Annotated in this window: 15 protein-coding genes; 2 read left to right on the top strand and 13 right to left on the bottom strand. The window is 53.8% G+C overall.

What is annotated here, in order from left to right; translation table 11 throughout:
- Window positions 1-13: 13 nt before the first annotated feature.
- From F8A88_RS05610 to F8A88_RS05590, 5 genes are all read right to left on the bottom strand, one after another.
- The gene (locus F8A88_RS05610; protein ID WP_151150085.1) at window positions 14-1147 is read right to left on the bottom strand and encodes a BMP family ABC transporter substrate-binding protein; all 1134 of its coding nucleotides are present in this window, start codon (window positions 1145-1147) and stop codon (window positions 14-16) included.
- A 114-nt stretch (window positions 1148-1261) separates the two neighbouring features.
- On the bottom strand, window positions 1262-1744 hold the full coding sequence (gene gpt / locus F8A88_RS05605; RefSeq protein ID WP_194163269.1) for a xanthine phosphoribosyltransferase: 483 nt from the start codon (window positions 1742-1744) through the stop codon (window positions 1262-1264).
- A 94-nt stretch (window positions 1745-1838) separates the two neighbouring features.
- Window positions 1839-2783: a glucokinase gene (locus tag F8A88_RS05600; protein ID WP_151150084.1), complete on the bottom strand. Its 945-nt coding sequence runs from the start codon at window positions 2781-2783 to the stop codon at window positions 1839-1841.
- 197 nt (window positions 2784-2980) lie between these two features.
- Window positions 2981-3844, bottom strand: coding sequence for a motility protein A (locus tag F8A88_RS05595; RefSeq protein ID WP_151150083.1), 864 nt, complete (start codon window positions 3842-3844; stop codon window positions 2981-2983).
- Window positions 3845-3857: 13 nt separating this feature from the next.
- Window positions 3858-4583: an OmpA/MotB family protein gene (locus F8A88_RS05590; protein ID WP_151150082.1), complete on the bottom strand. Its 726-nt coding sequence runs from the start codon at window positions 4581-4583 to the stop codon at window positions 3858-3860.
- Window positions 4584-4781: 198 nt separating this feature from the next.
- Here F8A88_RS05590 and F8A88_RS05585 point away from each other — a divergent pair, with 198 nt between their 5' ends.
- Both F8A88_RS05585 and F8A88_RS05580 read left to right on the top strand, forming a co-directional pair.
- The gene (locus F8A88_RS05585; protein ID WP_151150081.1) at window positions 4782-5432 is read left to right on the top strand and encodes a Maf family protein; all 651 of its coding nucleotides are present in this window, start codon (window positions 4782-4784) and stop codon (window positions 5430-5432) included.
- Window positions 5433-5434: 2 nt separating this feature from the next.
- Window positions 5435-5914 (top strand): phosphatidylglycerophosphatase A family protein, encoded by a 480-nt coding sequence (locus F8A88_RS05580; RefSeq protein ID WP_151150080.1) that lies wholly within the window; start codon window positions 5435-5437, stop codon window positions 5912-5914.
- Window positions 5915-5982: 68 nt separating this feature from the next.
- On the opposite strand, the gene pal is transcribed toward F8A88_RS05580, so the two are convergent.
- From pal to miaB, 8 genes are all read right to left on the bottom strand, one after another.
- Window positions 5983-6534 carry a peptidoglycan-associated lipoprotein Pal gene (pal, locus tag F8A88_RS05575; RefSeq protein ID WP_151150079.1) on the bottom strand — a complete coding sequence of 184 codons (552 nt, stop codon included), beginning with the start codon at window positions 6532-6534 and terminating at the stop codon, window positions 5983-5985.
- A 123-nt stretch (window positions 6535-6657) separates the two neighbouring features.
- The gene (locus tag F8A88_RS05570; protein WP_151150078.1) at window positions 6658-7974 is read right to left on the bottom strand and encodes a DPP IV N-terminal domain-containing protein; all 1317 of its coding nucleotides are present in this window, start codon (window positions 7972-7974) and stop codon (window positions 6658-6660) included.
- A gap of 4 nt (window positions 7975-7978) precedes the next feature.
- Window positions 7979-8839, bottom strand: coding sequence for an energy transducer TonB (locus F8A88_RS05565; protein ID WP_151150077.1), 861 nt, complete (start codon window positions 8837-8839; stop codon window positions 7979-7981).
- A gap of 45 nt (window positions 8840-8884) precedes the next feature.
- Complete coding sequence (gene tolR, locus F8A88_RS05560) at window positions 8885-9301, bottom strand: protein TolR (protein WP_151150076.1); 417 nt, start codon at window positions 9299-9301, stop codon at window positions 8885-8887.
- A gap of 12 nt (window positions 9302-9313) precedes the next feature.
- The gene (locus F8A88_RS05555; RefSeq protein WP_151150075.1) at window positions 9314-10003 is read right to left on the bottom strand and encodes a MotA/TolQ/ExbB proton channel family protein; all 690 of its coding nucleotides are present in this window, start codon (window positions 10001-10003) and stop codon (window positions 9314-9316) included.
- 126 nt (window positions 10004-10129) lie between these two features.
- On the bottom strand, window positions 10130-10780 hold the full coding sequence (locus F8A88_RS05550; RefSeq protein ID WP_151150074.1) for a histidinol phosphate phosphatase domain-containing protein: 651 nt from the start codon (window positions 10778-10780) through the stop codon (window positions 10130-10132).
- Window positions 10781-10788: 8 nt separating this feature from the next.
- Entirely contained in the window at window positions 10789-11283 is a 495-nt protein-coding gene (locus tag F8A88_RS05545; protein WP_151150073.1) for a bifunctional nuclease family protein, read from the bottom strand.
- The gene (gene miaB / locus F8A88_RS05540) at window positions 11277-12626 is read right to left on the bottom strand and encodes a tRNA (N6-isopentenyl adenosine(37)-C2)-methylthiotransferase MiaB (RefSeq protein WP_151150072.1); all 1350 of its coding nucleotides are present in this window, start codon (window positions 12624-12626) and stop codon (window positions 11277-11279) included. Before miaB ends, F8A88_RS05545 begins: the two co-directional genes overlap by 7 nt.
- Window positions 12627-12699 lie beyond the last annotated feature (73 nt).

Below are 12699 nucleotides of genomic sequence, written 5' to 3'. Positions count from 1 at the left end.
TCTTTTTTCCACACTATTCCGTGGTTCCGATCACACCCTCGACAAACCAGGTCATGCCCAGCATCTGCTCGTCGGTGGCGGACTGGCCTTCAGGAATTACGACTTCGCCCTTTTGGTTCTTGATGGGACCGGCAAAGACCTTGAATGTGCCGTTCTTGATTTCTTCCTTCTTGGCATCAACCTGCTTCCTGACTTCTTCGGGAACCATGTCGCCATAAGGAGCCAGGTCAACAATACCCTTTTCCATTCCCCACCACAGGGACTGGTTGCCCTTCCAGGTGCCGTCCTTCACTTCTTTGACGGTTTCCACGTACAGAGGAGCCCAGTTCCAGATTGCGCCGGTCAGGTGAGCCTTGGGCGCAAAAGGAGCCATGTTGGAATTGTAACCGACAGAGTATACCCCACGCTCCTGAGCAGCTTCCTGCGGGCCGGGTGAGTCCTGATGCTGGGCGATGATGTCTGCACCGACGTCCAGCAAAGAAATGGCGGCATCTTTTTCCAGTGCCGGATCATACCAGGTCTTGGTCCAGACCACGCGAACCTCGGCCTTGGGATTCACAGCCTGCACGCCAAGAGTAAAGGCATTGATGCCGCGAATGACCTCGGGGATGGGGAAGGCTGCAACATAGCCGATGATGTTGCTCTTGGTCATATCGCCTGCCACCATGCCGGTAAGATAACGGGCCTGATAAATACGACCGAAATAGTTGTTCATGTTCGGGGCTTTCTTGAAGCCGGAGCAATGCATGAACTTGACTTCGGGAAATTCCTTGGCGACCTTCAGGGTCGGATCCATGTAACCAAAGCTGGTAGTGAAGATCACGTCGAATCCCTTGCGGGCCATGTTGCGGATGACACGCTCGGAGTCGGCGCCTTCGGCAACGGATTCAACATAGGAGGTCTCAACCCAGCCGAGATTTTCGACAGCCTTGCGGCCAAGATCGTGCGCATAGGAATAGCCTGCGTCACCAACTGGCGATACATATACGAAGCCAGCCTTGAACTTTTTGGCTTCTTCCTTTTTCTCGGCAGCCGGTTTTTCAGCTTTTTTCACTTCCTTTTCCGGCGCCTGTCCACAGGCGGCCAACGACAGCATCAAGGCCGCGACGGCCATGACTGCGACCAAAAGTCTCATGGACTGTTTCATTGATTCCTCCGTATTGATGATTGGGCAATTTCAGGGTGTTTGAAACACGCAACACCCAACAGATTTTGATAACCACAATCCCCTGAAACCACAAGGGTAATGTTACCCTGTGGCTTACTCCACGTTTTGCACGATGGGCTGCACGAACTGGTGTCCTGCGTCCCACGGGAACAGAATCCAGGTATCCTGACTCACTTCGGTAATGTATGTTTCCACAGTGGGACGGCCTTCTGGCTTTGCGTACACCGTGGCAAAATGAGCTTTGGGAACCATGTCCCGCGCCAGCTTTGCCGTACGCCCGGTATCCACGAGATCATCGATAAGCAGCCAGCCTTCTCCGTCGTTTTCAACGCTTTTGAGGATGCTGGACTGCCCCTGCGACTGCCAGTCGTAACTGGAGACGCAGATGGTATCGATTAGCCGGATTTCCAATTCGCGTGCAATGATTGCAGCCGGAACAAGTCCGCCGCGGGTGATGGCATAAATGCCCTTCCAAGGCCCCTGCTCAACCAGACGCCAGGCCAAGGCCCGACAGTCGCGATGCAGTTGTTCCCAGGAAACCGGAAACATCTTGTTGTAACGATTTGGATCAGCCACGAATTTTCCCTTGTTGAAGTTGTTTGGAAAAGGGGTTGTTAATCGCTTCCGCCAGACTTTTCAATAGCCAGAAAAGGCCTCCCCATGTCGCCTCTCAATCGAGCACCTGTGCTGCGCACAGGGCTGCACCCATAAGTCCGCTTTGCTCATTGGTGTTCAGGCGGATGGGCATTTGCGCCAGCACCTTTTGATACTTCGGAAAAGAATGAAATTCATCCAGAAACTCGGGACAGGTCACAAACATGACATTCTTGGCAGCAACCCCACCGCAAATGAACAGCCCTCCCCAAGCCACTGTGGCCAAAACCCAATTTCTGGCAACCCGGCCATAAAATCGTGCAAACCAGCGGCAGGTTTCTGAGTCAGGAGTCAACGATGCAGCCACCTCGGCCGGAGAGCGCTCCTCTCCGGTCAGAAACCGATGAATCAGGGAAAGTCCAGAGCCGGTTACCACGGTATCACCATCGCAAAAATTCCTTCCGGTCACGGATCGTGCATAAACTTCAAAACGGGCTTCCTCCCTGCCCACAAAAGGAAAAGCCATGTGTCCGCCCTCGGATGGCACGGCATGATACCGGCCATGTTCTTGAATCAGTGCGGAATGGCCCAGGCCTGTTCCGGCCCCAATAACGGCAGTAGCTGCTCCCGGGGCCGGCTTTCCCTGCTGGATCACAAGGGCATCGGCCACGGCATCGGTGCGGCAGGCAAAAGCCTGCGCCGCAAAGTCATTGATCAACTCCGCCCTGCCCTTCAGTTCCGGAATATCGTCCAGATTGATATTCCACGCCACGTTGGGGGGTATGCACAATGAACCGTTCAAAACAGCCCCTGGCACGGCAAAAACAGCAGCGGCCACATCCTCCAAGGGAATGGACAGGCCGGCTTCGGGCAACATGGATAACAACTCGCGAAACGAACCGGCGTCATGCGTGCGCAGCCAAACAGTATCCCTCAATTGGGGTTGTCGGCCGGGTTCAGCTTCGAAAATTCCGAAACGACTGTTGGTTCCGCCGATATCTGCGGCGAGAATATGACTCATCAACAATACTCCTGCATTTCCTGATAGCATAGTACGTAAAAAAAGAAATCAGGCACATACCCCATTGGGCGACTGCAGGATATAGTTCCTTTCCGCATATTGATCAATAATGCTCCACCATATGCAGACGTTCACAAAAAAAACAGGAAGCCTCATGAGAGACTTCCCGTTCAAACCATGCAGGATGACCGTTGTGTTCAGGATGCCTGAGCCAAGTCAAGACCCTCTTCAGGCATTCCCTTTGGTTCCACTGGCTGATTCTTGCGCTGGACATATTTACGAGTAATGCTTCGCAACGCTTCAGTATTCCCCGTACGTTCGCTGGGACTCAGGAAGGAGGCCAGCTTGCGTTCCAACTTGTAAGGATTCTGCTCCTTGCTGATGGCTACAACGCCTTCAAGTACCAATTTCTGATTCAGCAATTCACAACGCGTGCTGTGGTTGATCCGTTCTGCCATGGGCGCAAACACGAGGTTGCCCAAAACAAGACCATACAGCGTGGAAATAAACGCCACCGGAATATTTCTGAGAATGACGGCAGTGTCGTTGATGCCCATGAGCAAACCGATCAGGCCGATAACGCTTCCGGCCACGCCGAATGCCGGTGCCGTGCGGGCAAGGGTCTGGAAAATCCGCTCGCTCTGCATGCGCCTTTGGTGAAAAAATGCCATTTCCGTGTTCAGGCATTCGCGAATTTCCGTTTCCTTGTAATTGTCCACCAACAGAATCAGGCCGTTTTTCAAAAAAGAGCAAGTGGCCTGCTGTTCGTTTTTCTCAAGAGAGAGGATGCCATCCACTTTGCTCTTTACAGAAAGGTCGAGAAGCGTATGCACCAATTCGTGAGCCTTGGGTTGATCCGAAGAGTATGCGTTTCTGGCAACCCGAAAGGCACTAGTCAACCGGTCAAATGGATAGCTGAGCAGGATGGCAGCACTCAGCCCGGAAACAACGACAATGAATGCCGCAAGATTCCAATAGGCGGCAGCATGTCCGGTCAGCAAGAAGCTGCTAACGAAAATGATGAGACTGAGGGCAATTCCTGCCACGTTTTTTCTGAGCATGGTTTTCCTCCTGCTAAATCCTGTCGGTCAAAAGTATGACTTCAACCCGCCGATTCATTGAACGACTGGCATCGTCCGTGGAAGGCACGTCCGGCCTGTACGCACCGCGCCCGGAAATAACGAACCTGTCGGGCGACATGTCAAAAGTGTCGATAAAATAGGCGGCAACGTCAGCAGCGCGTTTGGTCGAGAGCAAAAAACTGTCCGAACCCATTTGTTCTTGTGCGTCGGTATGCCCGATTACATGAACAGAACCCGTGGATACCCGGACAACATCGGCGATCTCACGAAGATACTGGTCAGCGGTTTTTGCCAATCCACTTTGTCCGTTTTCAAAAAACAGATCACCGCGCAACGTGATGCGCACGCTGTCATTATTGTCGCGAATTACGGTGATTCCGTTACCTTTTGATTTATAAAGAACTTCATTCACCGGCATGCGGACCGAATCAGACCCGCCACCATCGGCCGCCAACCCCGAAATCTGACCTATCAATCCGATTAACGGGTCAAGTGAACTGGTCTTTTCAATGGTCTGTGCGGTTTCCTCGCTAAACAAAACCTTAACGTCCTGATGTGTCTGGGAATAAATAAACATGACCACAAACAGGACAAACATGACCATCATGAGATCAGCCCAAGGCACGGCCCAACGCCCCGCACTGTCCGGCGAGGGAACGTTGGCTTGCAGGGCTGCGACATCAAATGGTTTTGTAAAATCCCGTTGCAAGTTGTTCATGATCACTCCAGATATTTGTATTCAACACCATGCAAGCAAAATACACGCCACAGGAATAACATTATGTAATTAATAAGTTTATTTTCACTCTGAAAAATACTGCTCATCAGTGCGCCATTTTTTCGACTCTGCCATGACCGATCTCAAGCATCTGCGGATCGTTGACGTGGAGCTTTTTTTCATGGATGAGTTTCCCCTATGAAAGCGTATGACAATTCTTTCCACGGCCCTTTTGCCAGCGTATCCTCTCTGGTACTGGCTTCCGGCTCGCCCCGCAGAAAACAACTGTTATCGGAGGCCGGTCTGAATTTCACGGTTCACGCCAGCGACATGGACGAACCACAGCCCCTTCTCCATGAAAAACCGCGTGATTACGCGGAGCGCATGGCCCTGCTCAAGACACGGGATGTGGCACATGAATATCCGCAATCGGCGGTGATCGGCGCGGATACCATTGTGGTTCTGGATGAACAAATCATGGGAAAGCCCACATCCCAAAAAGACGCGCTGGATATGCTGGAAGCCCTCTCCGGCAATACGCACCATGTCATTACCGGGTGCTGCCTGATGCTCCCAACCGCCCCGTCTCCCGTCTTGTTTTCTGCCAAAACGGACGTGATGATGCGTAAATCGAAACAAGAGGAGCTCATGGCCTACATTGCCTCTGGCGAGCCCATGGACAAGGCCGGAGCATATGCGATTCAGGGGATCGGTGGGTTCATGGTCCGCGAAATTCACGGATCATACAGCAATGTGGTTGGACTACCGGTAGCAGAAGTGCTGGATTCTCTGCTCAAAGCTGGCATTGTACAGCCTAACATGGACTTGCCACCCCACACCAAGGAGTAACCATGAGCATTACAGACAGGATCGCCGTGAACATTGCCACGCTTGGCCCCATCGGGCATCTGCCCAAAATGCCGGGCACATGGGGATCGGCAGCCTCCATTCTCGTCGCCCCATGGCTGTTCATGCCGTTCACAACGCCCTTTCGACTGCTGATACTGGCTTTGTTGTTTGTAATCGGCTCATGGGCCTGTACGCGGGCCGAGATCCATTTTGGACGCAAGGACCCCGGCTGCGTGATCGTGGACGAACTGTTCGGCCAATGGCTGGCCATGTTGCCCTTTATCTGGCTTTCTGCGTGGCAACTGTTGGCCGCTTTTGTGCTGTTCCGCATATTCGACATCTTCAAGCCATGGCCCGTAAAAAAGGCAGAAACCGCCTTCCCGAAAGGATTCGGGGTCATGATCGACGACGGTGTGGCCGGTGCTTATGCGGCCCTTGCTCTTTGGGCGGTTATACTATTCTCCCGCCTGTATTCAGCCTGAGCCAACAACGCCCAACAAAAAAAGGCCGTCTTCCCGGAAGAAGACGGCCTTTTGCTTTTCTGGCAAAACTATTGGGATATCTTGAACTCGTCGCGACGATTCTTTGCCCACGCGGCTTCATTGTGTCCCGGATCAACCGGACGTTCCTCGCCGAAACTGACAACACTCATGCGTTCGGGAGCAACCCCCAAAATGACCATATGCTCGAAAGCGGCACGCGCGCGCCGTTCTCCAAGGGCAAGGTTGTATTCTTCAGTGCCGCGCTCGTCGCAATACCCTTCGATGACCATGGTCAAATCACGATACGTTTTCATCAGGGCAGCCTTTCTGCCAAGCGTGGCGCGGGCGTCATCGTTGAGTTCATAGGAATCAAAGGCGAAGTTGATGGTAAATGCCAGCTCTTCGACAGCCTGGGCCTTGGCCTCGGCGGCAAGAGCTCTTTCATCGACCTGCGGCTCAACAGGGGCGGGAGCAGGTTCCTCATAGGTGCTTTTGTCCTCAACCTTAACCTGAGTGGCTCCGGGAGGCATGCTGGAAGTGCTTTTCTTGGAACAACCGGCACCGACAAAAGCAACCAGCCCCAACAGGGCAATGGTGGCGAGGCAGAATCTGATTTTCATGACAACTCCTTACAAGGCGCGTGTTGCGCACATCATAAATATTTGGTCCAACACCGTCCCACCGGGGTTACCGATAGGTGTACCTTTAATCGAACAAAAATCAAGTACTCCGGCAAAATCGTATCAACGCTGTAACGATGTATCCCATGCAGGAGCGAATGCCGCACCGGCACCGGTCTGCAAAATCTTGGGAGTATCACCATGGCGTGTAGTCAGATACAACTTGTATTCACCGGACCGATCGGAAGCAAAGGCAATGAAGTAGCCATCCGGGCCGAACGCAGGATATTCGTCGTTTCCCGGCCCGAAGCTGAGCTGTGTTTCCCTGCCCGTACGCATATCATGAAGGAATATCCTGTGTCCTTCGGAAGTCAGATGCGTATAGGCAATGTACTTGCCATCGGGGCTCAGGCAGGGGTGAGTGTTGTAGCGTCCGTTGATTGTTACGCGCTGCAGCTTTCCTGTCTTGAGATTCAAGACATAAACATGAGGGTTGCCCGCACGGCCAGAAGTGAATGCCATCTGCGTTCCGGTGCGGTCAAAACTGGGAGAAACGTCAATATACGAACTTTTTACCAAGGTCCTGATAGGCTTGAATCCTTCATCCAGGAGATAGATGTCGGAATGGCCCGTCTTGTTCAGGGTTACGGCCACACGTTTTTGGTCCAAGAAAACCGGACTGATCACGGATTGCCCAAGCCCTTTGTTGGTCAGTCCCACCTTGCCGGTTGCGGAATTCCAGACGCCCAGCGAATGCTTGGTTGCGCCGATGTGCGTAAAAACCAGCTTGTCCCCGTTGGGACTCCACGTGGGGCTGAGATTGAATCCCCCCAACTTGGTGATGCGGGTCAGGTCGCGTCCCTGGGGAAGGACTGTATAGATTTCCTTGCTCTTGCCCAGTTGCTTGACAAAAGCGATGGGCGACTCGAAAAAGCCTTTTTTGCCGCACAGCTCCTGCAAAAGCACGGAACTGAAACGATCCGCAACCCGTATGATGGCCGCATTGCCTGCCACCTGTCCGTACGCCTTGCCAACGACCATGCGTCCGCTGAAGGTTTCGAATACGCGAACTTCAAGATTGCTGCCGTCCCAGCCTGTGGTCATCACGAGATCGACCTTGGCAAGCTGCAGGGGCTTGAAATCAACCTGGCTGCCTTTCACCCCCTTGCTGGGGTTGCCGCCCAGCAGCGAAGACATGGGGATATCCTTGAGAAAAGGAATGTATGAAAAGTTGTTGCGGACAAGGGATTCAAATTCCTGCGCTGCAGCAGGCACGGGCGCCCCTTCCCGCAGGCTGCGAGGTGGCAACATGGTCATGTTGACCAGCCGTTGTCCCGGGCCGTAAATATCGACGGTCAAGGCCTTCTGAGCCTGGGCAGAAACCGCAAACAGCAGAAGGCACAAAGCGGGCAAAAAAAGTATGGTGCTTTTCTTTTTCATGATTCTATTCCGGGATTTCCTGTGAATTGAAGTTGATCAGAATGCGTTTGTCGCGTTCTGTTCGAGGGGCGATCACACGTTCGGTTTCATGGATGGCCCTGAGTATCGAAGAATCAAATTCGGCATTGCCGGATGAAACCGTGATCCGTGACGACAAAATAGTGCCGTCATTTCCGAGCTCCATTGCCGCCGTGGCCACCAGATTCCTGTCTCCGGCAAGGGCCGGATAACGCCAATTCTTCTTGATGGCTTCACCCACAATGGAAGCATATACCTGACTCAACCCCGAACCGGTACCGCCGGGTGTTCCCCCGACAACGCCGCCTTCGGTTCCATCGGCATATACCGTATCACCTTCGGCTTTGCGGATGGCGGCAAGCTCATTGCGAACGGCTCGTTTCTCCTGCCGTTCCTGCTGCCTGACATCCTTTTTCACATCCTTCATGGCCTCGGCAAGAAGTTGCTTCCGCGTTTTTTGAGGTTTGGGCTTTGGCTCGGGTTTCGGCTCAGGCTTGGGTTCGGGTTTCTTTTTTTTCTTTACAACGACCTTTTTGGGTTTTTCCTTTTTCTCGCTGATTTTCTTGGCTTTCGGCTCCGGCTTGGGCTCAGGTTCCGAACTGACTTCGGGGATGGCCTCAGTCTTTGTTTCCGGCTCGGATTTAACCTTGGCCAGCGAAGACTGATCCGCCGGAATTTCGGGGCTGGATACGGATACCGCCGGCGGAGGAGCCAGACTCACGAGATCCACCGTATACACCGGCCTATCCAGATTGACCGGAACAGTATGGCTGGAGGCCACAAAAATAGCCACAGCCAGAACACCGGCATGAACGAGGATGGAAAGAAAAAAACCTAATGTCTGCATATTGGCACCGCCGCCGGTCGGACTCCCGAACCGGGACCAGCGTGTCTATTTCTTGTTTTTATCCCTTTTCTGCTCGGCAACGATGCCCAGCTTGTCGATGCCTGCGGCCTTGATTTCACCCATAACGTCAACAACAACTCCATAGGGCACTTCTTTATCGGCCCGCAGGAAAAGCTGTTTTTTCTGGTTGGCCACAAGTCGCTTGAGATGGTCACCCAAATCCTCAAATTTAACACTGTACTCATCAAGAAACATCTCGCCACCCTTTTTCACGGTCAGCACCAGATGGTCCTTGTCCTGAGGAAGATTCTTGACTGTTCTGGTGGTGGGCAGATCCACTTCCACCCCCTGGGTCATGAGTGGAGCTGTAACCATGAAAATGATCAACAGGACCAGCATCACGTCCACAAAGGGCGTCACGTTGATTTCAGCAAGGAATCCGTTGCCTGTCTTGAGCGCCATGGTCAAAGCCCCCTACTTTTGCGCCCAGGCGATTTCACGCTCGGCCCGGTTGAGGAAGGCGCCCGCAAAATCGATCATTCCGGTTTCCACCTCGGTAAGTTTGCCCAGGAAAAAGTTGTAGGCGATGGTTGCGGGGATGGCCACGGCAAGACCGATAGCCGTTGCAATAAGCGCCTCGGAAATACCGGGAGCCACCGTGGCAAGGGCTGCTGACTGCTGTTGGCCGATGGAATGAAACGAATGCATGATGCCCCAGACCGTGCCAAAAAGGCCAATAAACGGAGCACCGTTGGCACATGTGGCCAAAAACGGCAGATTTCGCGTCAGACGACGCATTTCCGCGCTGATGCCCTGACGCAAGGTGCGGCGCAGGGTATCCTTGACCAGCATGCGCTTACGTTCCCGGTCAATGTCCGCTTTTTCCAGTTTGCGAAACTCCTTGACCGCCATGCTGCCAACCCGGGAAAGAGGAGAATTGCCGTCACCGATGGATTTCAGGGCTGCGGAAAGGTCCCCTGCGGCAATAAATCGATCATAACCGTTCGCAATACGCTTGCGCGCCGAAAGAATGGTGATGGATTTATAAAAAATGATGGTCCAGCTCCACAGTGACATGGCTCCCAAAAAGAGAAGGACAATCTTGACGGCGAGTGTAGCGCCCAACAGCACTTGAAACATGTTGCCTTCGGGAAGAAAGTTCATTGTCGGTATCCCCGGTTTCCTTGTTCGGGATGCAGCATCCCGCAATTTTGTTGATCTCGGCGCAACCACTGTAGCCGCACCGCCCTCCGCCCGTCACGCCATTCCGGTGACAATACGTAGGAATGGTCAACGCATGAAGCGTTGCACCAGGTCCCAGGCGTTTTGTTGCGCCTGACCATATTCCTGCGCACTCATGCCCGCACCAAACGCAATGGCCTTGCGCATGTCTTCATCCACGAGGTCCCGGGGAGCATGGGCATCGTTGTTGATGACCAACCCGGCTCCGTGTTCCCTGGCCTTGGCCAAAACATGACCATTGGTATAGCTGTGTCCGCCCCGGGTGGTTATTTCCAGCAGAACGCCGTTTTGCGCGGCCAGAGCTGCTTCTTCGTCCGTAATGAGTCCCGGGTGTGCCAACACGTCTACTCCGGCTTCAATGGCGGCAAGGTTGGTGCCGCGGGCCACCGGTTCCACAACGGTTTCCCCATGCATGACCACGATCTTTGCTCCGGCCGCACGTGCGGCAGCAACCATTTCCGGTATCAGGCTCGGTGGCGTATGGGTCAATTCCACGCCGGGAATGACCGTGATATCGAAATAATGTCCGTGGTTGCGGGCAAAAGGGGCCACACACTCAAGTATGTGCCGCATATTCGCGGAATCAGCATGGTCGGTTATGGCAATGGCCTTGTATCCTGCGACCCGGGCCCGGCGAACCAATTCCGCGGGAATAAGCTCGCCATCGCTGAAGGTGGAATGAGTATGCAAATCAATCATGAAAAAGCCTACATCTTGTACTTGGTTTCCGTGTCGTCAAGGGAGTCGAGCAAATCCTTCCACTTGCCACTGTCTTCACGGTGTACGATCTTCTTGTCCAGCATTTCGCCGCTCACCCCGGCCGACTCGAGGACAGCGTTGGCGACAAAAATCGGAGACTCTGCACGAACCGATGCGGCAATGGCGTCAGAAGGACGGCAGTCCAGGCGAATTTCCTTGCCATTCTGCTCAAGCACAAGCTCGGCAAAAAACGTCCCCTCCCGAATCTCGAGAATATCCGTTCGGACAATCGAGCCGTTCAAGGCGCGTATTGATGACAACAACAAATCATGAGTCATGGGACGGGGAAACGGAACATTGTTCAACGCCATGGAAATGGACATGGCCTCCACGGCACCGATCCAGATGGGCAGGGCCTGCGTCTCGTCCTCGTTCTTGAGGATGAGAATGGGCGCCTTGCTGGTTTCGTCCAGAGCCATGCCGAATATGTTCATGACTACCATGGCTCACCTGTCCTTTCCCCTATCAGGGAATGATTCTTGGCCTCGGTTATGGTTACCGGGACCATGGAGCCGACAATATCGTCGTCGCAATCATAGCGAAAATTCACCACACGCCATGATGCGTCACGTCCCCGCCAGAATATGCCCAGACCGTCCTGCCTGCGGCTTTTGCCCTCCACGAGGACCTCGGCGGGACGCCCCACCAAATTCTTTAGACATTTTCTAGTAATATCATTCTGCAATTTCTGCAAGCGATCAAGCCTTTTCGTCGCCACTTCCGGCTCCACCTTGGGCGAAAACTTCAGGGCGGCAACACCGGGCCTGTCCGAATATTTGAATGAAAAACTACTTTCAAAGCCGACCCGTTCAACCATTTCAAGGGTCTGCTCAAAATCTTCCTCGGTTTCGCCGGGGAATCCCACAATCAGGTCCGTGGTCAACGAAATATCAGGACGCGCCTGCCGCAATCCGTCCACGATGCTCAAATAACGCCTGCGGTCATATTTTCGCCCCATACGCTTGAGCACGGCATCGGACCCGGCCTGCATGGGCAAGTGGAGCGACGGGCAGAGGTTCGACAATTTGCCAAAGGCCTCGATCACCTCGGGAGCGATGTCCTTGGGGTGCGACGTCGTGAACCTAAGCCTGTCCAATCCGGGAATTTCAGCCACCATGCGCAGCAGTTCAGCAAAAGTCACGCCAACGCCGCCCTTGTCCTGCCCGAAACTGTTCACATTCTGTCCCAATAGAGTTATCTCGCGAACCCCGGCCCGCACCAATCCGCGGCATTCTGCCAAGACCTGATCAGGATGCCGCGATTTCTGCCGTCCGCGCGTGAAAGGCACAATGCAGTATGTGCAGAAATTGTCGCACCCTTGCATGATGTTCACAAAAGCTTGCCGGTTCTTGTGCAAATCGGAGCAGGTTCCGGTGGCCATGTCCCGCTCGGGATAAATCTCATCAAAATCCAACAGCGCTATCCGATCTTCGGCCCCCTCGGCAATACGTTCAAGGGCGTCGGGAGCCGTGGCAATGCCATCGGTACCGAACACAAGGCGCACGTAGGGAAAACGCTTGAAAAAGCCCTCACCCACCTGCTGGGCCACGCATCCACCGACAGCCGCAAAAACCGTGGAATCCTTGGCTGCGCGGGCCGCAAAGCGCCCGAGTTCGCTGTAAACCTTTTGTTCGGGTTTATCCCGCACGCTGCACGTATTGACGATATATACCTGTGCGCCGCTCTCGTCGGCCTGTTCCCATCCCCGGGCTTCCAAAGCCCGTGCAAGCCACTGGGAGTCGTGCACATTCATCTGACAACCAAAAGTGGTTATGTGAAATTTCATTGAAAAAGAACCTTGTTGCGCCGCCGCAAGGCAGCCGGGTTGAATGGTTGCACGCGGACACCCCGCGTGGACC

It is taken from the genome of Pseudodesulfovibrio senegalensis, assembly GCF_008830225.1.
GTDB classification, from domain to species: domain Bacteria; phylum Desulfobacterota; class Desulfovibrionia; order Desulfovibrionales; family Desulfovibrionaceae; genus Pseudodesulfovibrio; species Pseudodesulfovibrio senegalensis.
Note: the sequence above shows the minus strand (reverse complement) of the source record. Positions and strands in the feature narration are given on the sequence as shown.

Coding starts and splice junctions, on each gene's coding strand:
- F8A88_RS05610 (WP_151150085.1), bottom strand. CDS start 1,147: ATGAAACAGTCCATGAGACTTTTGGTCGCAGTCATGGCCGTCGCGGCC.
- F8A88_RS05600 (WP_151150084.1), bottom strand. CDS start 2,783: ATGAGTCATATTCTCGCCGCAGATATCGGCGGAACCAACAGTCGTTTC.
- F8A88_RS05595 (WP_151150083.1), bottom strand. CDS start 3,844: ATGCTCAGAAAAAACGTGGCAGGAATTGCCCTCAGTCTCATCATTTTC.
- F8A88_RS05590 (WP_151150082.1), bottom strand. CDS start 4,583: ATGAACAACTTGCAACGGGATTTTACAAAACCATTTGATGTCGCAGCC.
- F8A88_RS05585 (WP_151150081.1), top strand. CDS start 4,782: ATGAAAGCGTATGACAATTCTTTCCACGGCCCTTTTGCCAGCGTATCC.
- F8A88_RS05580 (WP_151150080.1), top strand. CDS start 5,435: ATGAGCATTACAGACAGGATCGCCGTGAACATTGCCACGCTTGGCCCC.
- pal (WP_151150079.1), bottom strand. CDS start 6,534: ATGAAAATCAGATTCTGCCTCGCCACCATTGCCCTGTTGGGGCTGGTT.
- F8A88_RS05570 (WP_151150078.1), bottom strand. CDS start 7,974: ATGAAAAAGAAAAGCACCATACTTTTTTTGCCCGCTTTGTGCCTTCTG.
- F8A88_RS05565 (WP_151150077.1), bottom strand. CDS start 8,839: ATGCAGACATTAGGTTTTTTTCTTTCCATCCTCGTTCATGCCGGTGTT.
- tolR (WP_151150076.1), bottom strand. CDS start 9,301: ATGGCGCTCAAGACAGGCAACGGATTCCTTGCTGAAATCAACGTGACG.
- F8A88_RS05555 (WP_151150075.1), bottom strand. CDS start 10,003: ATGAACTTTCTTCCCGAAGGCAACATGTTTCAAGTGCTGTTGGGCGCT.
- F8A88_RS05550 (WP_151150074.1), bottom strand. CDS start 10,780: ATGATTGATTTGCATACTCATTCCACCTTCAGCGATGGCGAGCTTATT.
- F8A88_RS05545 (WP_151150073.1), bottom strand. CDS start 11,283: ATGGTAGTCATGAACATATTCGGCATGGCTCTGGACGAAACCAGCAAG.
- miaB (WP_151150072.1), bottom strand. CDS start 12,626: ATGAAATTTCACATAACCACTTTTGGTTGTCAGATGAATGTGCACGAC.